This is a genomic window from Humibacillus xanthopallidus, from assembly GCF_006716675.1.
GTDB classification, from domain to species: Bacteria; Actinomycetota; Actinomycetes; order Actinomycetales; family Dermatophilaceae; genus Humibacillus; species Humibacillus xanthopallidus_B.
In genome coordinates this window covers 151,228-174,457 of sequence record NZ_VFPM01000005.1, presented here as the reverse complement: position 1 = coordinate 174,457, position 23,230 = coordinate 151,228, and the positions used below count along the sequence as shown (strand labels likewise).

The 23,230-nt window shown below is 70.2% G+C and carries 23 protein-coding genes; 4 read left to right on the top strand and 19 right to left on the bottom strand.

All coding sequences use genetic code 11. The features are described 5' to 3' along the window. Positions 1 to 16 precede the first annotated feature (16 nt). Genes FBY41_RS22465 through FBY41_RS22440 form a run of 6 tightly spaced genes read right to left on the bottom strand, consistent with a single transcriptional unit; the run spans position 17 to position 6,582 of the window. On the bottom strand, positions 17 to 832 hold the full coding sequence (locus tag FBY41_RS22465; RefSeq protein WP_141847401.1) for a carbohydrate ABC transporter permease: 816 nt from the start codon (positions 830 to 832) through the stop codon (positions 17 to 19). Positions 833 to 842: 10 nt separating this feature from the next. Then, complete coding sequence (locus FBY41_RS22460; RefSeq protein ID WP_141847399.1) at positions 843 to 1,796, bottom strand: carbohydrate ABC transporter permease; 954 nt, start codon at positions 1,794 to 1,796, stop codon at positions 843 to 845. 4 nt (positions 1,797 to 1,800) lie between these two features. Further along, on the bottom strand, positions 1,801 to 3,129 hold the full coding sequence (locus FBY41_RS22455; protein WP_141847398.1) for an ABC transporter substrate-binding protein: 1,329 nt from the start codon (positions 3,127 to 3,129) through the stop codon (positions 1,801 to 1,803). 29 nt (positions 3,130 to 3,158) lie between these two features. After that, on the bottom strand, positions 3,159 to 4,643 hold the full coding sequence (locus tag FBY41_RS22450) for a hypothetical protein (RefSeq protein ID WP_141847396.1): 1,485 nt from the start codon (positions 4,641 to 4,643) through the stop codon (positions 3,159 to 3,161). After that, positions 4,640 to 5,539 carry an aldolase gene (locus tag FBY41_RS22445; protein ID WP_141847394.1) on the bottom strand — a complete coding sequence of 300 codons (900 nt, stop codon included), beginning with the start codon at positions 5,537 to 5,539 and terminating at the stop codon, positions 4,640 to 4,642. Before FBY41_RS22445 ends, FBY41_RS22450 begins: the two co-directional genes overlap by 4 nt. Before the next feature lie 53 nt (positions 5,540 to 5,592). After that, positions 5,593 to 6,582 (bottom strand): PfkB family carbohydrate kinase, encoded by a 990-nt coding sequence (locus tag FBY41_RS22440; RefSeq protein WP_141847392.1) that lies wholly within the window; start codon positions 6,580 to 6,582, stop codon positions 5,593 to 5,595. A 113-nt stretch (positions 6,583 to 6,695) separates the two neighbouring features. On the opposite strand from FBY41_RS22440, the gene FBY41_RS22435 reads away from it, so the two are divergent. Together FBY41_RS22435 and FBY41_RS22430 are read left to right on the top strand one after the other, a co-directional pair. Then, the gene (locus FBY41_RS22435) at positions 6,696 to 7,508 is read left to right on the top strand and encodes a DeoR/GlpR family DNA-binding transcription regulator (protein ID WP_185749219.1); all 813 of its coding nucleotides are present in this window, start codon (positions 6,696 to 6,698) and stop codon (positions 7,506 to 7,508) included. A gap of 97 nt (positions 7,509 to 7,605) precedes the next feature. Then, positions 7,606 to 7,815, top strand: a complete 210-nt coding sequence (locus FBY41_RS22430) for a dodecin (RefSeq protein WP_141847388.1) — start codon at positions 7,606 to 7,608, stop codon at positions 7,813 to 7,815. Between the two features lie 23 nt (positions 7,816 to 7,838). Here FBY41_RS22430 and FBY41_RS22425 read toward each other — a convergent pair whose 3' ends face one another. After that, the gene (locus FBY41_RS22425) at positions 7,839 to 8,648 is read right to left on the bottom strand and encodes a hypothetical protein (protein ID WP_185749218.1); all 810 of its coding nucleotides are present in this window, start codon (positions 8,646 to 8,648) and stop codon (positions 7,839 to 7,841) included. Positions 8,649 to 8,677: 29 nt separating this feature from the next. Continuing rightward, positions 8,678 to 9,355, bottom strand: coding sequence for a DUF4386 domain-containing protein (locus FBY41_RS22420; RefSeq protein ID WP_141847384.1), 678 nt, complete (start codon positions 9,353 to 9,355; stop codon positions 8,678 to 8,680). Between the two features lie 92 nt (positions 9,356 to 9,447). Between FBY41_RS22420 and FBY41_RS22415 the strand changes: the two genes are divergently transcribed. Continuing rightward, positions 9,448 to 10,152, top strand: a complete 705-nt coding sequence (locus FBY41_RS22415; RefSeq protein WP_141847382.1) for a TetR/AcrR family transcriptional regulator — start codon at positions 9,448 to 9,450, stop codon at positions 10,150 to 10,152. 80 nt (positions 10,153 to 10,232) lie between these two features. Here FBY41_RS22415 and FBY41_RS22410 read toward each other — a convergent pair whose 3' ends face one another. The 7 genes from FBY41_RS22410 to FBY41_RS22380 form a co-directional block, all read right to left on the bottom strand. Continuing rightward, positions 10,233 to 10,607 (bottom strand): hypothetical protein, encoded by a 375-nt coding sequence (locus FBY41_RS22410; RefSeq protein WP_141847380.1) that lies wholly within the window; start codon positions 10,605 to 10,607, stop codon positions 10,233 to 10,235. A gap of 114 nt (positions 10,608 to 10,721) precedes the next feature. After that, a complete protein-coding gene (locus FBY41_RS22405; RefSeq protein WP_141847378.1) occupies positions 10,722 to 11,969 on the bottom strand; it encodes a threonine/serine ThrE exporter family protein in 1,248 nt (415 codons plus the stop codon). Between the two features lie 60 nt (positions 11,970 to 12,029). Next, positions 12,030 to 12,347, bottom strand: a complete 318-nt coding sequence (locus FBY41_RS22400; protein WP_141847376.1) for a hypothetical protein — start codon at positions 12,345 to 12,347, stop codon at positions 12,030 to 12,032. A gap of 27 nt (positions 12,348 to 12,374) precedes the next feature. Further along, positions 12,375 to 12,860: a GNAT family N-acetyltransferase gene (locus tag FBY41_RS22395; RefSeq protein WP_141847374.1), complete on the bottom strand. Its 486-nt coding sequence runs from the start codon at positions 12,858 to 12,860 to the stop codon at positions 12,375 to 12,377. 26 nt (positions 12,861 to 12,886) lie between these two features. After that, positions 12,887 to 14,140 (bottom strand): M48 family metallopeptidase, encoded by a 1,254-nt coding sequence (locus FBY41_RS22390; RefSeq protein ID WP_141847372.1) that lies wholly within the window; start codon positions 14,138 to 14,140, stop codon positions 12,887 to 12,889. Between the two features lie 135 nt (positions 14,141 to 14,275). Beyond that, positions 14,276 to 14,890 (bottom strand): YdeI/OmpD-associated family protein, encoded by a 615-nt coding sequence (locus FBY41_RS22385; RefSeq protein WP_141847370.1) that lies wholly within the window; start codon positions 14,888 to 14,890, stop codon positions 14,276 to 14,278. Between the two features lie 102 nt (positions 14,891 to 14,992). Beyond that, positions 14,993 to 16,024, bottom strand: a complete 1,032-nt coding sequence (locus tag FBY41_RS22380) for an NAD(P)-dependent alcohol dehydrogenase (protein WP_185749217.1) — start codon at positions 16,022 to 16,024, stop codon at positions 14,993 to 14,995. Between the two features lie 90 nt (positions 16,025 to 16,114). Here FBY41_RS22380 and FBY41_RS22375 point away from each other — a divergent pair, with 90 nt between their 5' ends. Next, positions 16,115 to 16,780, top strand: coding sequence for a TetR/AcrR family transcriptional regulator (locus tag FBY41_RS22375; protein WP_141847366.1), 666 nt, complete (start codon positions 16,115 to 16,117; stop codon positions 16,778 to 16,780). Positions 16,781 to 16,830: 50 nt separating this feature from the next. Here the strand turns inward: FBY41_RS22375 and FBY41_RS22370 are convergent, their stop codons facing one another. From FBY41_RS22370 to dnaB, 4 genes are all read right to left on the bottom strand, one after another. Then, a complete protein-coding gene (locus tag FBY41_RS22370) occupies positions 16,831 to 17,502 on the bottom strand; it encodes a Type 1 glutamine amidotransferase-like domain-containing protein (RefSeq protein WP_141847364.1) in 672 nt (223 codons plus the stop codon). Positions 17,503 to 17,724: 222 nt separating this feature from the next. After that, entirely contained in the window at positions 17,725 to 18,516 is a 792-nt protein-coding gene (locus FBY41_RS22365; RefSeq protein ID WP_141847362.1) for an SRPBCC family protein, read from the bottom strand. After that, positions 18,513 to 19,091 carry an ArsR/SmtB family transcription factor gene (locus FBY41_RS22360; protein WP_141847360.1) on the bottom strand — a complete coding sequence of 193 codons (579 nt, stop codon included), beginning with the start codon at positions 19,089 to 19,091 and terminating at the stop codon, positions 18,513 to 18,515. The genes FBY41_RS22365 and FBY41_RS22360 overlap by 4 nt, the downstream gene beginning before the upstream one ends. A gap of 168 nt (positions 19,092 to 19,259) precedes the next feature. Then, complete coding sequence (gene dnaB, locus FBY41_RS22355) at positions 19,260 to 22,919, bottom strand: replicative DNA helicase (protein WP_221629403.1); 3,660 nt, start codon at positions 22,917 to 22,919, stop codon at positions 19,260 to 19,262. Between the last annotated feature and the right edge of the window lie 311 nt (positions 22,920 to 23,230).

Below are 23,230 nucleotides of genomic sequence, written 5' to 3'. Positions count from 1 at the left end.
GGTGACGGGTGCACGGTCATCCCTTCACGGCGCCGGCGGTGATGCCGGCGACGAAGTAGCGCTGGAGGAAGACGTAGGCGATGACGATGGGCGCGGAGGCCACGACGACGCCGGTGAACAGCAGCGGGTAGTCGGTGAGGAACTCGCCCTGGAAGGACAGGAGCGCAACGGGGATGGTCCGCTTCTCCGCTTCGTTGATGAAGAGCAGCGGGTAGAGCAGGTCGTTCCAGTGGATGACGAAGAGGAAGATCGCGGTGGCCGACAGCGATGGCACCGACACCGGGAGGACGACCGAGTGGTAGGTGCGCCACGGCCCGGACCCGTCGACCGCCGCCGCCTCGAAGAGCTCCTTGGGCAGCGTCTTGAGGAAGCCCGTCATGATGAAGACGGCGATCGGCAGCGTCGTGACGATGTTGATGAGCACGAGGCCGAAGAGCGAGTTCGTCAGGCCGAACGTCTCGAACTGGACGTACTGCGGGATCATGTTGGCCTGCGCCGGTACGGCCATGCCGAGGACGATGAAGCCGAAGAGCAGGGCGCTCTTCCAGCCCGTCGTGCGGGCGATGCCATAGGACGCAAGGCTCGCGATGAAGAGGGTCAGCGGCACCGAGAGGCCGGTGACGATGACGCTGTTGCGGAAGGCGATGCCGAGGCCGGACTCCCCGATGACCTTCTGGTAGTTGCCGCTCTGCCAGTCGGTGGGCGGCGCGAAGGGCGAGGCGAAGAGCTCCTGGCTCGTCTTGAAGCTGCCGAAGATCACGACGACGAGCGGCACGATCACGAGCACGGCATACACCGCGAGGACGGCGCGGCGGGTCAGTTGGTATCGCATGGTGCTCTCCTCACACGTCCGGGTTGGTGGCCTTGACGGCCCGACGCTGGATCCAGGTGATGCTGGCGATCAAGGCCATGAAGACGAGCGACTCCGCTGCGGCATAACCGAATTGGGAGTTGGCGAAGCCCGAGTAGATGCGTGTCGACAGGATGTCGAGGGAGCTCTTGGGCGGGTTGCCGCCGAGGCCGAGGATGAGGTCGAAGGCCTTGAACGACTGCACCGTCGTGTAGGCCATGACGATGGCCGTGGCGGGCGCCACCATCGGCAGGGTGATGTGGCGGAACTGCTGCCACCGGCTCGCCCCGTCTGTCTGTGCCGACTCGTAGAGCTCCTGCGGGATCTGCTGCAGGCCGGCGATGTAGATGATCATCATCTGGCCGACGTGGAACCACACCTGGGTGATCGCGACCCAGTAGATCGCCTGCGCGTCGTTGCCGAGGAAGGCGCTCTGGAACTGGTCGAGGCCGACGGCGTCGAGCACCGTGTTGATGAGCCCGAAGTTCGGGTCGTAGATGAACTTCCAGATGAAGGCGACCGAGACGCTCGAGAGGATCGTCGGGAAGAAGAAGATCGAGCGCAGGGCGACCGACGACTTCGAGTTCCTCGTGAGGAAGACGGCGAGGACGAGCGAGAAGATCGTCTGGAACACGACGACGACGAGCATGAACTTGATGTTGTTGCTGAAGGCGTTCCGGAAGAGGTCGTCGTTGGTGAAGATCGTGATGAAGTTGTCGAGACCGACGAACTGTGCGGTCGGGCTGAAGCCGTCCCAGTCGGTGACGGAGTAGACCACGCCCTGGATCGTCGGGATGACGAAGAAGGTCACGTAGAGCACGAGCGCCGGCACCGGGAAGAGCCAGAGCGCGGGGTGCGCCGCCATGGGGCTGCGACCGGATGGCTTCTCCGACGTCGGGAGGGTCGGGGTCTCGGGTGGGCTCGCCGGGGTCAGGGTCGTCGACATGGCGTCACTTCCGCTTCTGGTCGATGACGGCCTGTGCCTTCTCGGCCGCCTGGTCCGGCGAGGTGCCGCCCACGACCGCGACGCAGGCCGCCTCCACGGCGGCGCGGATGTCGAGGTTGGTGAACTGGAAGCGGGGTGCGAGCAGTGTCTTCTTCGCGAGCCACGACGCGTTGTGCTTGAGGTCGGGGTTCGTGTAGTCGACGTTCTTGACGGTCACGTGCTGCGACGTGCCGTTGGCGTAGACCGCTGCGTTGACGGGGTCGGAGAGGAACTCCACCCACTTGAGGGCTGCATCCTGGCCGGTGCCCGCGGCGTTGACGCCGAGGATGAACGTCGCGTTGTAGATGCCTTCGTACTTGGCCTTGTCGGCGGCGACGGTGATCGGGGCGATGAGCCCGATGGGGAACTTCGCGCCGAGCTTGCGCACCGCCCCGATGTGGAAGGAGCCGGTGGCGAGCATGCCGGCCTTGCCGCTGGCGAAGAGCTGCTGGAGCGGCTCCGAGCTCGTGCCAGTCGAGTTGGCCTCGAAGTAGGGGGTGAGCTGCTGGTACTGCTTCAGCATCGCGAGGAACCAGTCGTCGGTGACCTTGCGCGTGCCGGCCTCGATGTCGGCGAAGGCCGTGTCGGTCGGCATGTTGTTCATGGCCATCGAGTTGATGAGCTGGCCGGAGTTGGCGGGCTCGCCGCCGGGCCAGGCGATCGGCGTGAGCCCCTTGGACTTGAGCGTCTCGCAGAGCGCGAGGAACCCGTCCCAGTCGGTGGGGACCGAGCCCACTCCAGCGGCCTCGAAGGCGTCCTCGTTGAAGATCGGCATGTTGAAGACGAGCTGGTACGGCAGGCCCATCTGCGCCCGGCTCGTCGCCTGACCCGCCTTGATGAGCTCGGCGAAGTACCCGTCGACGAAGGGCTGCGCCCCCAGACCGGCATACAGCCCGGCCTTGTTCATGTTGACGAACTGCGCGCCGCGGAAGGCGACGAAGGCGGTGCCGATGGTGCCGCCCTTAATCTTCTGCAGGGCCGTGCTCTGGTAGTCGTTGGACGGCGAGATGTCCTGCGTGACAGTGGCCTTGGGGTTGGCCTTGACGAACGAGGCGATGAGCGTGTCGAAGACGGCCTTGTCCTCGGCGCGCCAGTGGGCGAAGGACACGCTGCCGGTCGCGGGTGTGTCGCTGACCGGCGGGAGCACCTGCGCTGCAGCGCCGCCCGTGGCGGAGCCGCTGCCGCGCGAGGTGATCGTCGGGCCGACGCAGGCGCTGAGGGCGCCTCCGAGGCCCACGGCACCGAGTCCGTGCAGGAGTCGGCGTCGGCTGAGGGTGCTGTTCTGGTCGGACATCGTTGTCTCTCCTTCAGATCCTGCTGGAACTACCAGTCGACGACCGTGATCCCCAGGAGGTCGGCGGCGGCACGCAGCTGCGGACGCACGTCGGACCACGCGAGGACGGTGTGGTGGGGGAAGCCGCCGGTCACGAGACCGGTGACGAACTGCGTTGCATCGCCGTCGAGCCGGACGGCGGCGGTGTTGCCCTGGAAGCGATTCGGCTCGGGCACGGACTCGCCGGAGGCGAGCAGCAGGCGGAGGTTTCCCGGTCGGGCGGGGTCCTCCGTGAGGCGGGCCATGACCACCGGTCCCGTGCGCAGCGGGAAGTTGCCCGCCACGCCCAGCTTGCGGTTGCAGTGGGTGAACTGCGTTGCGTCCGAGGGGTTCTCGGCGAGGGACGTGGCGGCGGCGCCGCAGTGCCAGAGGCGCACGACGTTGCGGTCGCCGTCGAGGTCGACGGTGTCGACGAGATACGTCGTGCCGGAGCCGAGCGCCTCCATCAGGAGCATCGTGACGGCGCCGTAGACATCGCGCTCGCAGGCGGTGGGTGTGCCCTCGTCGGCGACCCGCGAGAGCGAGGAGCACGGGCAGGCGCCGAGCTGGGTCGGGAACTCCGGCCAGCAGCGGATCGCCATGCCCGACAAGGACTCCCGGTCGCGCCAGCCGCGCATCGCGGTCGTGATGCGAGCCGATGTCAGCGCCTGGCCGCCGTCTACGGCGGCCAGCGACGGCTGCGCGTCGAGCGCTGCGGCGTGCTCCGCCTCCGCCTCGTCGTCGGTCACCTCGTCGACGCAGGCAAACATCGACTCGACGGGGATCTCGTCGATCTCGATGCCGAAGAGACGCTCGAGGAGCTCGCCGTCGTACTGGCTGGGGGTGAAGCCGGGGGGCGCGTCGCCGACGAGACCCAGGCGCCGCCCGCGCAGCGAGCCGAGGGCGGCCTGCACCCCGGCGGCATCGGCGCGGGGCCCCTGCGCCGTCGGTGCCGGCACGACGGCGGGCAGCTGCCCGGCGAGCGCCGCCTCGAGGGTATGCCGCGTGGCCGCCTCGTCGGGGTTGCCGTAGAGCAGGCGCGGGGTGCGCTGGGCGTGGACGACGAGGGCGTGGCCGAAGAGGTTGGCACCGCACATCGAGTTCAGCCAGAGCCGGTCGCCGACCGGGCCGGGCTCACGGAACGACCAGAGCAGGACCGGCTGGTCGAGCTCGCCGTAGAGCTCGAGGGCGGGAGTCGCGTCGGAGAAGGACGCGCAGACGTTGACGACGAGGTCGGCCTCGCCGGTGAGGAAGGTCTTGGCGGCCTCGACGTCGTCGGGCGTCATGACGAGGTCGGTCGGCCCCGTGACCTCGGCGCCGAGCTCCACGAGCAGGGCGCGGGCCTCGTCGGCGAGGCGGCGAGCCACGTCGACGGCGAAGGTGGGCCGCGCGGTGGGAACGAGGACGACCCGGGGGGCGGTGCCGTCGACCGCGGCGGTCCGGGCCGTCGGGGCGGTCGTCGCGGCCGCGTCGGTCGCGTCGGTGGTGGCGCTCATGACTGCACGACCTCGTCGACGATCTGCCCCAGCCGCTGGAGGCGGGGGATCGAGACCTCGTGGAGGTCGCGCACGACGTCATCGCTGCCGATGACCGAGGCCCACACGGCTCGTCCGGCGAGGAAGCCGGAGGCGCCCTCACGACAGGCGAGCTCGACGGACCGCGGGAAGAGGTCGGCCGGCACGCCGGAGGACAGGACGACCCACGGCGACGAGACCGCGGCCGTGATCTCGGCACAGGCCCGGCGGATCTCGTCCTCGCTGCCCTGCCCCTTGAACGGCACCTCGGCCTTGTAGAGGTCGGCGCCGAGGGAGCCGAGCTCACGGGCCGCCTCGATGATGCAGGCCTCCGAGTCCCAGTCCCCACCGGCGCGGGGCGCCTTGGCGACCGGCTCGATGATGCTGACGAGCCCAGCGGCCCGACAGCGGTCGACGAACTCCTCGACCATCTCGATGCGCCCGGAGGCCGCCTCGTCGGGGCGGTGGATGACGAGCAGCTTCATGGCGACGGCACCCTGCTCGCGCACCGCAGCCGGGTCGACGTCGTGGTCGATCTCGACAGCGGTCACGAACTCGCCGTTGCCGGCGATGAAGTGGTCGGCCGCGGCGATGAGGCCGCAGGTCGATGCCACGGCTCCCGCGTCGACGACGGCGTCGAAGGCGAACTGCTTGTCGACGAGCACCGCCGACGCATACGGCGTGAGCACCCGTGTGGCCGCGACCTTGAAGTCTCGGAGCTGGGCGTCGGTGACGGGCTCGCTCTGGTGCTCGGCGAACATCGCGCGCATCGCCTCGCGCTGGTCGACGGCGAGCATGGCGAACCCGCCACTCGGTCGCGCCACGTCCGCCAGGCCGTAGCGCCTGCTCGTCGGGGTCTCATCGGTGATGTCGGTCATGCCTGCTCCCTGGGTGGGTGGTCGACCTCGCGAGGTCGAGGGTGATCGGAGGGTCAGTGGGCGGCGGGCGAGGCCGCTGCCCTGTCGCCGCTGTCGCCGCTGTCGCCGCTGTCGCCGCTGTCGCTGCCGGTGGCGGCGGGGCCCGCAGGGTCGTGACCGATGGCCGCGAGCACCTCGGGAAGGTGGGGAATGCGCGAGCGCCCGTCGAGTCCGCGGCACGACAGCGCCGCCGTCACGTTGGCGAACGCGAGCTGATCGGCGAGCGGCAGGCCGCGCACGACGGCTGCGACGAGGGCGCCGTGGAAGACGTCGCCGGCGCCGAGGGTGCTGAGCACCTCGACCGCATGCCCCGGGGCGTGCGCACTCCGGCCGTCGGCCGACAGGGCGTAGGACCCGTGCGCACCGTCCGTCGCCACGACGATCCGGCAGCCCTGGGCGATGCTCGCCACGAGCAGCTCGTCGACCGAGAGCGACTCCCCGTGGATCCGGCGCAGGGCCTCGACGGTCGGCACGTAGAGGCCGACGCCCCGGGGGTCGAAGCCGACGACGGGGTTGCCGGCGTCGACACTGAGGCGCCCCGCGTCAGTGACGAGCCCGGCGCGGTGCACCGGCTCCCACCCCGCGTGGTCGACGTGGACGATCGGCGCGGCGGCGATGAGGTCGGCGCCGGCCGAGATGTCGATGCGCGGGGCAGGGCGGTTGCAGATCGCCCGGGTGCCCCGGCTGCGGTCGACGATGACGACGCTCGCCGCGGTGGACTCCCCTGCAGACACGGACACGCCGCTGACGTCGACCCCCTCTGCCTCCAGCCCCGCGAGGACGGCGCGGCCGTTGGCGTCGTCACCGACGGTGCCGACGAAGGCACTGCGCACGCCGAGGCGGGAGGCCGCGACGGCAGACGTCGCGGCGGGGCCCCCACCGGCATACGCGATCTCGTCGGCCACGATGCGCTCGTCGGCGCCGGGGAAGCCGGGGACGAGAGCGATGGCGTCCAGCGTGGCCACTCCGACGAAGACCGCCTCGATGCCGTGTCGTGAGGTCATGCGCTCCAGCACTCCTTCGGGCTGCGTGATGGGTATGTTGATACGCTAACAGTGAATGTTGGAAAGTCAACACTCTCGTGATGAGAACTTCGCGCCCCCCGTATGCTGGTTCCGTGAAGCAGCCGGTCGGGGACGCCATGGGCGAGGTCTCTGCGCTGCGCTACGACACCGCTCCCGAACGCCGCCAGAGCATCCTCGACACGGTCGAGGGCGCCGGCTTCGTGTCGGTCACCGAGCTGACCCGGCGGCTCGGGGTCTCCGACATGACCGTGCGTCGCGACCTGCGCAAGCTCGCCCGTGACGGCCGGGTTCGCATCGTCCACGGCGGGGTGAGCGCGCTACGGCCCGCCCTGCACTCTCCGGAGTTCACCGGGCGCGCCGAGGAGCACGCCGAGGGCAAGCAGGCGATCGGCGAGGCCGCGGCCCGAGCCCTCGACAGCCGGGCCACGGTGGCCATCGACGCGGGCACCACGACGTATGCCGCGATGCAGGCGCTTCCCCCGGACTTCGTCGGCACCGTCGTCACCCACTCCGTGCCGGTGATGCAGCTGGCCCTGACGCGAGGCCTCGCGCGCGTCGTCGGTCTCGGGGGCGAGCTGCTGCCGAGCAGCCAGGCCTTCGTCGGGCCGCGCACGGTCGAGGCCACGAACGGCCTGCGCGTCGACACGCTCCTGCTCGGCGCCGCGGCCGTCGACAAGCACGGCATCTACGTCTCGACCGACAACGAGCGCCCGACGAAGCTCGCCCTCATGGGCATCGCCGAGCGCATCGTCCTGCTCGTCGACGCGAGCAAGTTCACGACCTCGGCGCCCGTGCTGCTCTGCGGGTGGGACGCCATCACCGGCGTCGTCAGCGACGCTCCCCCGCCCCCGGCCATGGCCCGGCGCCTCGCCGAGCTGCCCGAGGGCGTCCGCGTCGTCGGCTGACTCCGACCCGACAGATCCTGTCCTCGACGGCAGCCACCCGACTAGCGTGAAAGCCGCGACTCGGAGAGTCCGGGTGCGTCGATCGGATCGAGGAACCATGGCCAACCACGTCTACGCAATCTCCGAGGTCGTCGGAACGTCGCCCGACGGCGTCGAGGCCGCCGTCGGCAACGCCGTCACCAAAGCCAGCTCGACGCTGCGCAACCTCGACTGGTTCGAGGTCAAGGACATTCGCGGTCAGCTCGTCGACGGGGCGGTCGCGCACTGGCAGGTGACCGTCAAGCTCGGCTTCCGCATGGAGGACTGAGCCCGGCACGCCCGCCGGTCAGCTCACGCGCCACCGTGGAAGAAGCCGAGCAGCGCCGGAGCCGGGCGGGCGGCCGTGCTGATGTTGGCGGCGGTGATGACACCGAAGAACCCCGCGAGCACGAGCACCCCGCCGGCCAGGGCGAGAACCAGCCGTCGCAGGCGTCGATCGGTGCGCGCCACGCGAGCACGTCGCCGCCACAGCAGGACTGCGGTCACGACCAGCCCGACCGTCACGAGGCCCCCGAGCCACGCCATGACCACGTGGTAGGTCGTGAAGTCGGCGAGCAGCCTGCCCAGAGCGGGCGGGTGCTCCCCCGCGGCAAGGGCGTGGCGCACCTCCGCGGTGCTCGCGGCGAGCTCGGGGTCGGGTCCGGTGACCGTCATGAGCCCCACCACGGAGGAGAGCGGCGCAACGGCTCCCTGGATGTTCGCCACCACGACGAGCAGGGCGAGCACGGCGACCGACACGTGCAGAAGGACGACGAGAGCCGCGAGCAGACGCTGCGGCACGCTCCGTGCGCGGACTGACGAGGCCAGCACCCGCGGCCCGAGCGAGACGAGGGTCACGAGCAGTGCCGCCGCAAGGATCGCCTTGACGACGTGGAAGCGGGCCCAGAAGTCGACGGCTTTCGCGAGGTCGGTAGGAAGGTCGGTAGCGCCCGCGGACCAGAAGTCGACGAAGCCGGAGGTCACGGCGTCGCCCAGTGCGGTCACATCCGCGAAGCCGCCTCCGGGCCCGACCGCTGCGAGCCGGAAGGGCAGGACGACAACGGCCACGGCGAGCACGGCGGCAGTAGTGGGCAGCCAGAACCGCCGACCAGGCTGCCGCATCCACGGAATCGCCTGTGGCGCAGTCGCACTCACGATGCCAGCACCTCAGCTCGCTGGGCGGCGACGGGCGCGGCTGGCCGAATGCCCCGCCGAACGAGAACGACTGCGAGCGAGATCTCCCACGCGAAGAGCGGAAGCGCGACCAGGGGTTGAGTGCCCGTCAGGCCGAAGAGCACGCCGACATTCATGAACGCGACGAGGAGCGCGCCTCCGAGACCGAGGATGGGGATGAAGCGGGGCACGAGCCGGCGGCGCAGCAGCAGGGCGGCGAGGACTGCGGCATTGACGGGGTTGATGAGCCCCGGCCCCACGAGGAAGGTCCAGTCGTGGAGGAGGTGGAACCCTGCCGTCACGGCCGGATCGACGCCGGGGCCCGCGGTGGTCGCCGGACGGGCGACAGCCGCGATGATCGCGACGACGCCGAGGAGGATCACCCCTGCCTCGAGGCCCCGCAGGGCGACGTAGCCGATGGCGGAGCCGTGCCCGTGGGACCGCAGCAGCGGGTAGAGCGCGACCGACGTGCCGACCACCGCCACCGCGAGGCCGACTTCGAGGAGTGCGCCGACGAGCACCGAGGTGCGCCCGGCGAGGGGCGCGGCTGCGTCGAAGGCCGAGCCGCCATAGAGCGGGACAGCCGCGAGCGACGTGACCCAGGTGATGAGGAAGAGCAGCGCGGCCACTCGGGCCTGGACGCGTGGGTGGGACATCGGAACTCCTGTGGGATCGAGGTGTACGGCGTACACCCTTGCAATCCGACGGTAGGCGTACGATGTACACCACGTCAAGCTCAGGAGGTCGTATGCCGCGTGGCCCGGGTGTCACTCGAGAGCCGCTCAGCCGTGAGCGGGTGCTCAGGGCTGCCGTCGCCCTCGCCGACACGGAGGGGCTCGACGCCGTGAGCATGCGCCGGCTGGCGGATTCGCTGGGGGTCGTCCCGATGGCGCTCTACAAGCACGTCTCCGACAAGGACGACCTGCTCGACGGCATGGTCGCCATCGTGATCGGCGACATCCCCGTCGCCGGGGCAGGCGCGTCGCGCCGCTGGCGCGCGGCGGTACGGGAGACGATCCTGGGGGCGCGGACCGTGGTCCTCGCCCATCCGTGGGCCCGGCGCGCGATCGAGACGCGGACGCTGCGGACCCCGGCGGTGCTGGGCCACATGGAGCGCCTCACCCAGCTCTTCCTCGGCGCGGGCTTCTCGGCCGACCTGACCCACCACGTCATGCACCTGCTCGGCAACCGAATCTGGGGTTTCAGTCCCGAGCTCTTCAACGAGACTCCGGGGAAGCCGGAGCCGGTCAAGCGCCGCACGTCGGGCGAGCCCGACCCGCAGGACTATCCCGGCATCATGCTCATCGCGGCCGACGCGCGGGCCCGGCGACCCGATGCCACCGGCTGCGACGAGGACTTCGAGTTCGACTTCGCCCTCGACGTCATCCTCGACGGCATCGCACGCCTCCATCGCTCGAAGTGGGACTCCACGACGCGCACAGTTCGCGACTGAGGGCGGTCGAGAAGCGACGCGTGGTTGCCTGCGCTCTGGTACCAGCACCTCGAGTGAGTGGGGTGACCAGTGCGCCACTCCTACCGAGCAGCCCAGAACTCGATCTCGGACAGCGACGTGTCGGCCAGGCGCTCGACCGTTGTGCCCGAGTAGACACTGTCGATGCGGAGCACGACTCGGTGGGCGGCGGGGAGATCGACCACCACGGGCTGGAACACCGCGACATGGTCTGGTGTGGCGGCATCCGAGAGAGTCGCGTACTTCGTGGCCTCGGCGCTCGCCGTCACCGAGGCTGCGGTCGGGTGCGCCGACGGGGTTGGGGAGGTGCCGGTCGTCGCCTGCGGCTCGTGCTCTGCCACGGCCAGGATCGCAACGGCATGGACTCGTGGGTTCTTCGTGTAGAGAGGCCACGACTGCGCGTAACCGTTGACGATGCACAGCATGGTGATCGACACCGGCCACTCAAAATCGAAGGTCAGCTCCTCACCCTATCCCAGATCGGCCGCCCCCTCCGGCCACGCGGCATACCGCTGCTGTGCGAACGGTGGTGTGCGGTGGCCCCTCGCCGGTCAGCGGGCGGTGGGCGCGGCCAGCCACCCGCGGAGGGAGCGGCCGAGGGAGGAGCCGACGAGCAGGCCGAGGGAGATGGCGATGGCGACACCGATGAGCTCCAGGGCGACGTCGGTGGCCGTGCCCCGACCGGCGGCGAGCTCGGTGACGCCGACGAGGCCGAGGCTGCCGGGAACGAGCAGCCAGAACGCCGGGAGGAAGAGGACGAGGCGGGCCAGCTGCGGCCGGCGCATCTCGACGACGCTCGCTCCGAGGCTCGCGGCGATCGCGCCGAGGAAGCCGCCGAGGGCGATGGAGCCGAGCTCCTGCCCGCCGACCTGGGCGGCGAACGCAAGGCTCAGCACGAGCAGCACCCACCCCTGCATGCGCAGCGCCACACCTTCCATGAGGCAGATGCTCATACCGATGAGGACGAGGCCCACTGCGGCACCGGCCCAGCCGATCTCGTCGACGCGGAGGTTGGTCAGCGTCGAGGTCGGCACCCGGAGGAGGGCGGTGGCCATCAGCAGGCCCAGCGCGAAGAGGCCGAGCTGCGCCAGGCCGTAGGTGAGGCGGGCCGACCCGGCCTGCATGTGCCCGGCGGCGAGCTCCGACATGCCGTTGACGACGAGCGCTCCGGGGAGCAGGACGGCCAGAGGCGGCAGGACCGTGCGCAGCGGGCCTTCGAGCAGCCCGGCGTTGGCGGCGCCGAAGACGACGAGGGAGACGAGGAAGGCGGCGAGCGTCGGCAGCAGCGCCGCGACCACCTGGTAGCGCTCGGCCAGCTGGACGAGACCGAAGACGATGACCGCCCCGACGGCGGCCGCGGCGACGTTGGCCCAGCCCGGCTGCAGGATGAGCGCGATGCCGACGGCGAGCACGGGCCAGGCGAGCGCGACCAACCAGAGCGGGTGGCGCACCGGGCGGCGCGCGACCTCCGCGAGCTGCTCGCGCGCGGCCGCGAGCGTCAGCTCGCCCTGCAGCAGCTGGTAGCGGATGCGCCGCACGCTCGCCGACTGGTGCAGGCGCAGCCCGGGTGGCGCCGAGCGCTGCGTCGCGGGGCCACCCTCGGTGAGGGTGACGACGAGGCCCGTGGGACCGACGGCGGTCTGGACGTCGGGGTAGCCGAGCTCGACGGCGATCTCGGCGAGCTCCTCCTCGATCTCCTGCACCGGCTGCCCGGTCGCGATCATCGCGGTGCCGAGGTGTGCGAGGAGGGCGCGGGCCTCGGTGGCGCGGTCGTCGTCGGCGGTGGGGGTCGTGGGCATCACGACTCTGCGCTCGTCATGGTCGGCATCATCCCAAGGACGCCGCACCCTGTCCGCGACCTAGGGACTTCCGGACGTCCGGCACTGCATCTCCCACGCGAGGTCGATGGCCGTGCGAACAGCCTGGGGCTCGGCCTGCTCGAGGTAGGCCTCGACCTTGTGGTGCGCCTCCATGCGCGGCGGCACCCCGAAGGTGTCCGGGTACTCCTCGAGCAACGACTCTCGCCTGCTCAGCGGGACCCGGATCACGAGCGTCTGGGAGTCCTGCTGGCGTACGACGAGCCGGTCATGGACGTACCAGGCCGGCTGGGCCTCGGTCCCTTTGCGCTTGACGTGCGGGAGCGACTCCACGTAGCGGACGACCTCTTCCAGGGTCATCTGCGCAGCGTAGACCCGGCGCAGACGTCAGCGGACCATGCGGTCCTCGGTGCCGTACTCGTCAGATCGGACGGCGCCGTCCTCGACGAACCCGTGCCTGCGATAGAAGTCGATGGCTCGCTCGTTACCGCGCAGAACCCAGAGGTAGGCAGGCCTGTCCCCGAGCGCCTCCGTGAGCAGGGCGTGACCGACGCCTGTCCCCCACCCGGAGGCACGCACGTACAAAGCCCAGAGCTCGTCGTCGACCCCCACGTCGTCCCGGGGAGGGCCCACACTGGCGAATCCGACCAGCCCGTGGGGATCTTCGGCGACGATGGTCCGCGCCGCAGGGGTCGTGAGGTTCTGCCGCCAGGCCTCGATCCGACGGGGAACGGTCGCCCGTCGCGACTCGAAGATGCTGGCCGGCATGAGCGAGCTGTAGGCCTCCTCCCACACGAGGACATGCAGGTGCGCCAGCGCCTCGGCGTCATCGGGAACCGCCTGACGGATCGTCACACCCTGCGGACCCTTCATGGCCGTGGAGGATAACCGGCTGATTCTCAGGCCGTGCCCGCGGCCTCGCGCGCCGCGGCCAGGCGTTCGACGGTGTCGGGGTGGCTGGCGAAGAGCAGGTACTCGATGCGGGGCGGGTGGACGTCGGCGATGTTGACGGTGGCGAGGCGCAGCTGCATCGCGGCGAAGTCGACGGGGTCACCTGTCAGCCGGAGCGCATGCTGGTCGGCGCGGGCCTCGACCCGGCGCGAGACGAGGCTCTGCAGCGGTCCGGTGACGAGGCCCGCCAGCGCCCCCAGGGCGAGGACGAGCCCGATCGCCCTCGGCGAGGCGATGGAGTCGACCCCGGCTCGCTGGAGCAGGGCATCCCAGCCGCCCAGCAGGTAGAGCGCCACGACCGCCGCCGCGGTGCCGACAGCCCCCAGGAGTGTGCCTGTCTCGGGGTCGCGGTCCTTGGCGTGGCCGAGCTCGTGCGCGACGACGCTGCGGACCTCGCCGGCGGGCGCCTCGCGCAGCAGCGTGTCGTAGACGACGATGCGCCGCGTGGCCCCGAAGCCGGACACGTAGGCGTTGAGCCCGGTCGTGCGACGCGACGCGTCCGCGACGAGGACGTCGCGTACCGGCATACCGTCGTGGGCCGCCAAGGCGGCCAGCTCATCGCGCAGCGGGCCGTCCGGCATCGGGGTGAACCGGTTGAACACCGGCTCGACGATGACCGGCACGACGAAGGACAGCAGGACGACGAGAGCAGCGGCACCCGCTGCCGCCCATGCCCACCACCAGAGCGGCGTGGCCTGAGTCAGCGTGTAGAACCCCGCGAGCACGACCGCGCCCGCCACCGCCCCGATGACGACGCTCTTCAGCCGGTCCCCCGCCCAGCCGCGCCAGCTCTGGGTGGACAGTCCGTAGTCGCGCAGCACGGTGTGGCGCCACGCGGCGAACGGCAGCGACGCGACCCACGTGAGCATGAGGATGGCCAGGCCGCCCAGCACCGCCTCCGCGAGCCAGCTCCCGCCGAACGGCTGCCCCGCCCAGGCGACGATGCGGGCACCTGCCGGCGTGAGCCCGAGCAGCAGTGCCGTCAGGAGTCCCACCAGCAGCGAGCCGTAGGAGCTCGGGCGGAGCGCGGCGTGCAGGGCTCGACCCCTGGAGACCACGTCATCGGGGACGTCGCGCAGCGCCGCAGCTCTGGCGGCGTTGCTCGGGCGTGGTACCCGCCAGGGCACCAGGGCGGACGTCGCGACAGCCAGCCCGACGGCAAGCGCGACCAGCGCCACCCAGGCCCACCCGGTCGGCGTCACGCCCGACCCCCTTTCCGTGCTCTGCACCTCCCATGCTGACGTATGCCGTGCAGCAGGGTGCCGCTCGGCAGTGTCGGCAGTGTCGGCAGTGTCGGCAGGGTCGGCAGTGCCCGGCTGGGAGAGGCCGCGCACCTGTCATGCACCGTCGTGGTCAGCCTGCCCGCTCGCAGTGTTGGGGTGGAGGGTCTCTCCGCGGGCGAGCATGGCGACGAGCTGCTCGATGCGTCGGCGCCGGGTCTCCGGACGCTTCGCTGTCTCGACCCGGTAGAGGACGGAGTAGCGATTGCGACCGTTGAGCTTCTCGAACATCGTCAGTGCTGCAGGGTTCGCGTCGAGAGCGCCCGCGAGATCAGTCGGCACCTCGATGCTCGCCGGTCCGGCATACGCGGCGTCCCAGCGGCCGTCAGCCTGGGCCCGCTCCACCGCGGCGAGTCCCGCCGCGTGCATGCGCCCTTCCGCCGTCAGCCTCCCGACGATGCCGACGTTGCGCTTCGACCACCCGCTGCGCGGAGTACGGGGAGTGAAGCGCTGCCGGTAGCTGCGCTCGTCACCGCCGCGGACCTGCCCGTCGATCCAGCCGTGGCAGAGCGCCTCCTCGAGCGCGGCGTCATAGGTGAGGTTCGTCGGCGCGTCGGCGCCCTTCTTGGCCAGGGTCAGCCACACGCCCCGCGAGTCACCGTGGTGCTCGTGAAGCCAGGCGCGCCACGCGGCACCATCCGCGACCGTCAGGGCGGGCAGCTCGTCACTCACGCTCCAACCATGACACGCAGCCGGCAGCAGGTTGTCGGCCCGACCGGGTCGAGGGTCGCCCTTCGGCGGGCTGCGCTGCGACTGCGGCCGGTGAGGTCCGGGTCACGGACAGACGATCACGTGACCGCGCAGCTCGCCGCGTTGCATCGCCTCGATGCCGCCCCTGACCCCCTCCAGGCCCACCCGACGGTCCACCGGTGGCTGGATCGAGCCGGCCGTCAGCAGCTCGGCCAGCCGGGTGCACCGCTCCGTGGTCGGCATCGAGACGAACCACTGAAGGCGTTGGCGGGTGAAGGGATTCGTCACTGCTGCAAAGAGATTGCGTTGGATACCGCCCAGGAACGGGCCGCCACCTTCTCCGCCGACGATGACGAGCGCACCGTCCGGAGTGAGCGCCGAACGCAGCTCGCCCAGCCGCCGGTTCCCCGCGATGTCGATGATCACGTCGAAGGCCGATCCCAGGTCGGCGAGCGAGCTGGCCCGGTAGTCGAACGCGCGCTCGGCGCCGAGGCCTCGGACGAGCTCGAGCTTCGTCGCACTGCACACCCCGGTGACGTGGGCGCCGAGATGGGTGGCGAGCTGCACCGCATACGTCCCCACGGCGCCCGACGCGCCGAGCACGAGAACGTGCTGCCCGAGCCGCACCTTGCCCTGGCCCACGACTGCCTCGTGGGCCGTGATTCCGGAGACCCCGAGGGTCGATGCGTCCTCGTCGGTGAGCTCCTCGGGAGTCCGCGCGAGGGTGGACGGCTTGGCGACCGCATACTCCGCGTAGGACCCGGCTGCCGTGCCGAAGACGCGGTCGCCCACCGACACACCGGTGACGTCGGCGCCCAGGGCGACGACCTCGCCGGCCACCTGCTGGCCGAGGATGGTCCGCCGCGGGCGCCGCAGTCCGAGCGCGGCGCGGGCGACGTAGGGCTTCCCGTCGAGCAGGTGCAGGGTGGCACGGTCCAGGCCGGCTGCCGTGACCTTTACGAGGACCTCGTCGGCTCCGGGCTCGGGGCGCGGCACCGTGTCGACCACGACGTCGGCCGCCGATCCGTAGGCACGCCGTGAGGCGGCACGCATGGTCGCCGGCAGACCGTGCTCGATCGCACCGAGCTCCGGGGTGGTGTGGGTCGGGTCGTCCATGGCCGGTTCCTCCATTCCATACACTGTAAGTTTTGCGACAACGTAGCATTACGCCGTAAGGAAAGCAACGCCTCGAGGACAAGGAGCCGTATGCCGCCTCGCAAGCTCAGCCCGGAGTCCGTGGTCACCGCGGCTCTCGAGGTCGCCGACACCCACGGCATCGAGAAGCTGACGATGCGCAGCCTCGCCCGGGAGCTCGGGGTGGAGGCGATGTCCCTCTACCACCACTTCGCCGGCAAGGAAGTCCTGCTCGACGCCATGGTCGACCGCGTCTACGGCGAGGTCGCCCTGCCCGCTGCCGACGGTGACTGGCGCGCGGAGCTGCGAAGGCGATCCCTGTCGGTCCGTGCCGTGCTGCGCCGACACCCCTGGGCCCTGACCCTCATGGAGTCCCGCCGAGCGCCCGGCCCCGCAACACTCGGCTACCACGACGCCAACATCGCCTGCCTGCGGGCCGCCGGGTTCTCGGCCGCACAGGTTGCCCACGCGTATGCCGTGCTCGACGCCTACGTCTACGGTTTCGTCCTCCAGGAGTCCACGCTGCCGTTCGACAGCGGCCCCGAGGCCGCCGCGATGATCAGCGAGGAGCCGTTCGGTGCGGCCCTCGAGACCTACGCCAACATGGCGTGGTTCGCCGAGAACGTCGTGCTCGCACCGGGCTACACCTTCGACCGAGAGTTCGAACCGGGTCTCGACCTGGTCCTGTCCGGGATCGACGCCCTGCGTCGGGCAGCGGGAACGACCTGTCCACGCTGACCACGCTGCCCGCGGTGCCGCGAAGTTGGGTGCGAGGCGGTGCGGTCGAGTCAGGAGGGGAAGAGCCTCCAGTGTCCTTCTGACACGACCTCGACAGTCCCATCGACCACCGTGATCGCCGTCTGGTCGTCCATCGCATAGGCCGGACCCGTGATGCCGGCCGCCCAATGCTCCGCCTCGGCCATGGAGTTGCCCGGCAGGCCGTCGGGTGCCAGGTGGGGGCAGATCGAGAAGTCGACGAGGCCCAGCGTGCTCTCATCGCCGGTCGGCGGTCTCCACTGGATGAAGTCCTGTCCGACGTCGGGGGTCATGACCATGCTCCCGGCGCTCAACCCGACCCAGACCGTCTCGCTCAGCGACGGAAGCAGGTCCGCCAGCCCGGACTGCCGCATCCAGTGGCACAGGTAGAGAACGTCGCCGCCCGCCACGAGAAGGACGTCCGCCTCGCGGACCAGGGGCATCCAGCGCTCCTCGTCGATGCTCGGCAGCGCGGTGAGCTCGAGCACGCCGACGGACTTCCAGCCCAGGTCGACCATCGGGTTCTCGGAGGTCCCACTGATGAACTGCCACGCCCTCACGCCGGGGCCGACCGAGGGGTGTCCGTACATCGCGGTCGGGATGCACAGCGCGCTCGACTCCCCGATCGGCTTGCCCAGGAGCTCGACCAATGCATCGCGGATGCTCGGGTTCGTGACGCCGCCCGAGGTGAGCAGAAGCCTCATCGCTTGCCTCCGTAGGTCGTGGGCGGTCCGAGACTGGCGGCCGGTCCACCGGCAGCGAGAACACCCGACGTGTGTTGACACCGTACACACTCGGACGCCCCGGCAGGACCGAGCAGTCCGGAGGTTCGTCGTGGCCAGCGGCGGTCTGCGGGGAGGCGTCCTCGCGTTCGGTGCGGCGTGGCGCACGGAGGTCGACAGGCCACCTTCAGCAGCGCGAGAAGATCAGGCCTCGACGGCGATTCCCTGCAGCCAGGCCTGCCAGGCCGGCTCTTCGCGCCGCACGTAGTCTGCGGCGTTGGCGGAGAACAGGTAGGCACGGACGCCTGCTGTCGCCCTGCTCTCGCCCTCGTCCCAGGCATAGACGCTGAGCATGCCGGGCACGGGTGCGGTGAGCCGGACCAGCGTCTGGCGCTCACCGACGCGCTCGACGGTGCCGGTGGAGCCGCGCACCTCGACCGCGGTGCCCTCGTCGCCCAGCCCGAGCCCCTGGCGCAGGCTCGACCAGAGCGCGTCGGCGTCGCCGGGGTGCGAGGTGGAGGCCTCGAAGTGCGTGGCCTCCTGCCCGGGGAAGTGCGACAGGTAGAGGCGCAGGTTGTCGAAGAAGGGCATCCAGCCGGGGGCCATGGTGTCCCAGAACTCCGACTCCCAGTCGGCGCCTCTGCCGAAGCCGCTGCTCGTGACGCGGACGATGCACGTGCCGCCGGACTGCGCCTCGACGATGAACTCCGAGGTCAGGGGGCTGAGCGCGTCGGGGTCCTTGCCCATGAGGGCCGCCCAGTCCTCCTCGTAGACGATGCGACGCGGCGGCTCCCAGGCGGTGACGTGGCCGTCCGAGCCCATCTCGGGGCCCATGGTGAAGTGCAAGGAGCCGCCTTCGCGCTCCTCCATCTCGGTCGGCGTGAACCAGGCGCTCATGCCCTTGGCGGTCGCGATGGCCTGCCACACCTGCTCCGGGGTGCCGGGCACCTCGACACTGAACTCGAGCCGGTAGGGGACGTTGGGGGTGGTGCTCATGGCTGCTCCTCTGGGACTGGGTGAGCGGCGACAAGGAGCCGGTGCGGGCGCCCGTCGTCGTGGTGGTAGCGCGCGGCCAGGTCGAGCACCGCAGCGGTGAGGTCGTCCGCGAAGGCCGCCCGGTCGGCGGCCGACCGGAAGCCGATCTGCGTGTCGATGGTGAGTGTGGGCAGGCGCTTGCCGGACGCGCCGGCCCGGCGCGCCAAGGCGCCGACCTCGCGGACCAGCCGGCCGGCCAGTGCGACGAGATAGCTCGCTGACAGGTGGTCGGCGTTGGCTTCGGGGTCTGCGGCGGACGCGCTGAGGGCCGCAGGCGACACGACGTAGGACGCCGCAGACGCCTGCAGCACCCGCTCGACGATGCCCCCGTGCCGACGCTCTTCGGACAGCTCGACCAAGCCGTGCGCCTCGAGCGCCTTGAGGTGGTAGTTGACCTTCTGCCGTGCGATGCCCACTCGGGCGGCGAGCCCGGCGGCGGAGGCCGGGACGGTCAGCTCGCCGAGCAACCGGGCCCGGACCGGATCCAGCGCGGCCGCGGCTGCCTGCGCGCTCTCGATGACCTCGACGTCCTGCATGCCGCCAGACTGCCCCTGACAATAAATGTTGTCAAGGGCTCTGGCGACGAATGGTGGGGTCGGGCCGCGGCCGGTCGGCAGGCCTCGAGGGTCACCACGCCGTGTGCCGACGAGCGCACTCGGGCGCGCGGTCGAGGAGGATCCCCAACCGCTTCCCCTGGTGCTCGATCAGAAGTTGGTCGCCATGTTGGTGAAGCGGCTGAAGTGGCCCTGGAAGGCGACGACGATCGTGTCGGTGGGGCCGTTTCGGTGCTTGGCCACGATGAGGTCCGCCTCGCCTTCGCGGGGCGAGTCCTTCTCGTACGCCGCCTCGCGGTGGAGCAGGATGACGATGTCGGCGTCCTGCTCGATCGAGTTGTGCACCGCGATGCCGTTGGCGATGAAGTTGTGGGTGCCGAGAACGGTCGCGTCGAAGACCTCCTCGACGCCGTCGGGCTCGATGTCGACAACGGTGTCCCACAGGACGTCGTTGGCGGCCTCGAGGTCGAGGTCGAGGCTGTCGAAGAGCTCATCCAGACGCTCGAGGCTCAGCCCGTCAACGCCGACGACCCCCTCTGGGAAGTCCTCGGGGCGGATGGTGACGCGACGCGACGAACGGCTCAGCACCGGCTCTGCCTCGGGCACCACGGTGTCCGACCGCTCGCGCACGATCTGCAACAACGCCTGCGCTGCCGTTGACCGCTCGGTGTGGACGGCGACCTCCTGGAGGAACCGTCGCTGGTCGTCGACGCCCCTGACGTCCAGCTCCCACCGGTCCCCCCGCGCTGCGACGGCGGTCGAGATGCCAAACCGGAGCAGCAGGTGCGCGACGTCGTCGAGCAGCCGCCGCGACGGGTGACGCAGCACGATGCGACCCTCGCGGGCCACCTCGTCCACCGTCACCTCTCCGTCCAGTGCAAAGAGGCTGTCGATGAGCAGCCCGATCTGGCGCTTGGGGAAGGAAGCGATGTCCGGCATCAGCTGACGCCGGCTCATCTCGACCAGGTCGAAACCGATCGAGCAGCCCCGCGCCGCAAGGCGGCCCGACGGACCGTCGGGCGTGCGGGTCGACATGATGAGCGCACCGAGCCGGAGGTCGGCGTCGTCGAGCTCCTCCACGAAGGACTCGGGTGCCGGCACGTGCCGTGGCACCGCGATCCGGCTGCCGGTGCGCAGATCGCCCAGCTGGGTCCACCCCGCTGTCGTCAGGAACGGGTGGTTCTCGGTGGCTCGGACCGTCTTGCCCGACGCGAGGGTCAGGCGGAACACCGGGCGCGTTCCCGTCGAGTACACAGCAGTCATGGGCCGCTTCACGTAGCGCAGCGACTCGTCGAGGCTCCACACCGGCAGCTCGACGCCAGGGTTGCGGCGGTACTCCTCCACGAGCTCGGCGATCGACATCTGCGCGCCGGTGTCGGCGAGCGTGACCCGCGTGTCGGCCGTGAGGCAACCGGACTCTCGCAGGTCGCTCATCGCGGGCTTCTTGTCGGTGCGCTGCTCCGCGCCTCGGTTGAGCTGCGAGATGGCGATGACCGGCACCTCGAGCTCCTTGGCGAGCAGCTTGAGGGCACGGGAGAACTCGGAGACCTCCTGCTGGCGCGACTCGACGCGCTTGCCCGAGCTCATGAGCTGGAGGTAGTCGATGACGACGAGCTTGAGGTTCTCGCGCTGCTTGAGCCGCCGGCACTTGGCCCGGATCTCCATGAGCGACATGTTCGGAGAGTCGTCGATGAAGAGCGGCGCCTCGGAGACACGACCCATGGTGGAGGCGAGACGGGTCCAGTCTTCCTCGCGCATCGTGCCCTTGCGCATGTGCTGCAGCTGGATGCCGGCCTCGGCCGACAGCAGTCGCATCGTGATCTCGGTGCGGCTCATCTCGAGCGAGAAGACGACGGCCGCCATCTTGTGCTTGATCGCAGCCGACCGCACGATGTCCAGGCCGATTGTCGAGTTGTGCGTCGGGATCATCGACTCACCCGCGAGGTACAGGTGATCCTCAGCAGCGACCTCGATGCAGCGAACAGGCACGGAGGCAACTCGGCGCACGGCGGAGATGAAGCGCGATCCCCTGCGGGTCACACCCTTGTCTCGGAGCTGCTTGTGCAGCAGCGCCTTTCGCGGCAACCAGAAGACGTCCTCGTCGCACGTGAAGTTGACGTTGTAGGCGACGGAGGACTCCTCGGACCGACCGACGACCACGCGGGTCGCAATGCTGCACCTGTAGCCCAGGCTGACAGCGAGTTCCCGAACCCCTTCGGCAAGGGCACGGTTGGTCACGGTGAACTGGACACTCCCGGCATTCGTGACCGTTCCGTCAGTGTCCAGTAGCCCCGCAAGCAGGTCTCGCCGTTGCGCCTCGCTGGCCCGGAGATACAGCTGCGGTATGTGCTTGTCTCCGAGTACGCCGAGCCCGCGCAGGAGCGCCGTGACGGTGCCATGATCCTCGCGGCAGGCTTGGCATCGACGCAGCCCAGCGGACACACGACCACAGTCGGGACAGACGGGGCGCTCGTTGTATCCGCCCAGACCCTTGGCGCGCCCACCGCAGGAGCGACCGCAGGTCTTGACCTGGGACGTCGTCGGTGTAAACCCTGCACCGCACACGACACAGTTGCGGAGCGCCGCTGCCTCGTCGGCGAGGTGCAGAGAAAAGCGCATCTTCGCGGTCAGGGGCCTCACAACGAGACCTTCAGACTCGAGACGCATCACCAACTCGGGGTCAGCGGTCGTGATCGACGCGCCAGCGCTCGTCCCATCCCCCAACCAAGCCCCCAACGCATAAGGAGCTAGTGGAAGGGGCACGGCGTCCAGCTGAAGGGCGGCTGTGTTCGTCACCGAGTGATTGAGCCGAGATTCAGCCGTGGCGGTGCGAACGGTGCCTGCGATCTCGCCGGTCGTACGCACGGATCCATCGTCACCCCGTCGCCGCTCAGCCCTCGACCGGGTCAACCACTGGTGCTGCTCGTCGGCGACGAGGATCGACCCGTCGCTGAACTCGACCTCGTAGCAGGGGCGGTCACGCATGACGTCCGTGGCGGCCACCACGAGCGTCGGCCGGCCATCGGCTCCGATGACGAAGTCGCCGACGTTGACCTCACCCATCGTCGTCCAGCCGTCAGGCGTGGGCAGCGGGGTGTCGAGCGCGAGCGCCTTCCCCATTGCCGGCCTCGCAGCGATGACGATCATCTGGCCAGCGTGCAGGCCGTTGGTGAGGGCGTCGAGATCGGTGAATGACGTTGGCACACCGGTCATTTCGCCCGAGCGACCCGACGCGAACTCGATCTCGTCGACGGTGGCCTCGATGACCTCGCCGAGCCGGTGGTAGTCCTCACCGCCGCGCTTGTCGGCCACGGAGTAGACCTCGGCCTGAGCCGCGTTGACGATGTCCTCGACGTCACCGCCGCCCTGCGCATAGCCGAGCTGGACGATGCGGGTGCCGGCCTCGACGAGGCGCCGCAGGACGGCCCGCTCGGCGACGATCTGGGCGTAGTAGCCGGCGTTGGCGGCGGTCGGGACCGAGGCGATGAGCTGGTGGAGGTAGGCCTGGCCACCGATGCGGGAGAGGTCGCCGCGCTTGGTCAGCTCGTCGCTGACGGTGATCGCGTCGGCCGGCTCGCCGCGGCCGTAGAGGTCGAGGATCGCGTCGTAGATGAGCTCGTGCGCCGGGCGGTAGAAATCGGTGCCCTTGAGCTGCTCGACGCAGTCGGCGATCGCGTCCTTGGACAGGAGCATGCCGCCGAGGACGGACTGCTCCGCCCCGACGTCTTGGGGCGGCAGGCGGTCGTCGGGCGGACCGCCCTCGCGGTTGGACGCCGCGAACGCGCTGGTGCTCAGCTCATCGAGCGACACGCGCTCCCCTTCCCCTGTGGTGACGAATGACATCGGTGCAACTCAAGTAGACCTCGAGCCACTGACAGTCCCGCGTCCCGGCTCCCGAACCCACCAGCACGGGAGCACCACGCCAACCTAGGCCCCTGCGTCCGGGGGACAAAGCCGATCCCGACAAGTCGCACCGACCCCTGTGGACAACCGGTGGACAAAGGGGGTGGACACGCCGTCAACAGGTGTGGACAACCTGTGTGAACAACTGTGGGGCCGACATCGGGCCGGCACGGCTTCGAGCGCGGCGACCTGCGCGAATGCTCGTCCACGGGGTGTGG

What these genes read in the sequence shown, in the direction of transcription:
- FBY41_RS22445 (WP_141847394.1), bottom strand. Translation starts at nt 5,539, where the DNA reads ATGACCGACATCACCGATGAGACCCCGACGAGCAGGCGCTACGGCCTG.
- FBY41_RS22375 (WP_141847366.1), top strand. Translation starts at nt 16,115, where the DNA reads ATGCCGCCTCGCAAGCTCAGCCCGGAGTCCGTGGTCACCGCGGCTCTC.
- FBY41_RS22400 (WP_141847376.1), bottom strand. Translation starts at nt 12,347, where the DNA reads ATGACCCTGGAAGAGGTCGTCCGCTACGTGGAGTCGCTCCCGCACGTC.
- FBY41_RS22460 (WP_141847399.1), bottom strand. Translation starts at nt 1,796, where the DNA reads ATGTCGACGACCCTGACCCCGGCGAGCCCACCCGAGACCCCGACCCTC.
- FBY41_RS22360 (WP_141847360.1), bottom strand. Translation starts at nt 19,091, where the DNA reads ATGCAGGACGTCGAGGTCATCGAGAGCGCGCAGGCAGCCGCGGCCGCG.
- FBY41_RS22430 (WP_141847388.1), top strand. Translation starts at nt 7,606, where the DNA reads ATGGCCAACCACGTCTACGCAATCTCCGAGGTCGTCGGAACGTCGCCC.
- FBY41_RS22440 (WP_141847392.1), bottom strand. Translation starts at nt 6,582, where the DNA reads ATGACCTCACGACACGGCATCGAGGCGGTCTTCGTCGGAGTGGCCACG.
- FBY41_RS22425 (WP_185749218.1), bottom strand. Translation starts at nt 8,648, where the DNA reads ATGCGGCAGCCTGGTCGGCGGTTCTGGCTGCCCACTACTGCCGCCGTG.
- FBY41_RS22395 (WP_141847374.1), bottom strand. Translation starts at nt 12,860, where the DNA reads ATGAAGGGTCCGCAGGGTGTGACGATCCGTCAGGCGGTTCCCGATGAC.
- FBY41_RS22370 (WP_141847364.1), bottom strand. Translation starts at nt 17,502, where the DNA reads ATGAGGCTTCTGCTCACCTCGGGCGGCGTCACGAACCCGAGCATCCGC.
- FBY41_RS22420 (WP_141847384.1), bottom strand. Translation starts at nt 9,355, where the DNA reads ATGTCCCACCCACGCGTCCAGGCCCGAGTGGCCGCGCTGCTCTTCCTC.
- FBY41_RS22365 (WP_141847362.1), bottom strand. Translation starts at nt 18,516, where the DNA reads ATGAGCACCACCCCCAACGTCCCCTACCGGCTCGAGTTCAGTGTCGAG.
- FBY41_RS22450 (WP_141847396.1), bottom strand. Translation starts at nt 4,643, where the DNA reads ATGAGCGCCACCACCGACGCGACCGACGCGGCCGCGACGACCGCCCCG.
- FBY41_RS22405 (WP_141847378.1), bottom strand. Translation starts at nt 11,969, where the DNA reads ATGCCCACGACCCCCACCGCCGACGACGACCGCGCCACCGAGGCCCGC.
- FBY41_RS22380 (WP_185749217.1), bottom strand. Translation starts at nt 16,024, where the DNA reads ATGGACGACCCGACCCACACCACCCCGGAGCTCGGTGCGATCGAGCAC.
- FBY41_RS22465 (WP_141847401.1), bottom strand. Translation starts at nt 832, where the DNA reads ATGCGATACCAACTGACCCGCCGCGCCGTCCTCGCGGTGTATGCCGTG.
- FBY41_RS22415 (WP_141847382.1), top strand. Translation starts at nt 9,448, where the DNA reads ATGCCGCGTGGCCCGGGTGTCACTCGAGAGCCGCTCAGCCGTGAGCGG.
- FBY41_RS22455 (WP_141847398.1), bottom strand. Translation starts at nt 3,129, where the DNA reads ATGTCCGACCAGAACAGCACCCTCAGCCGACGCCGACTCCTGCACGGA.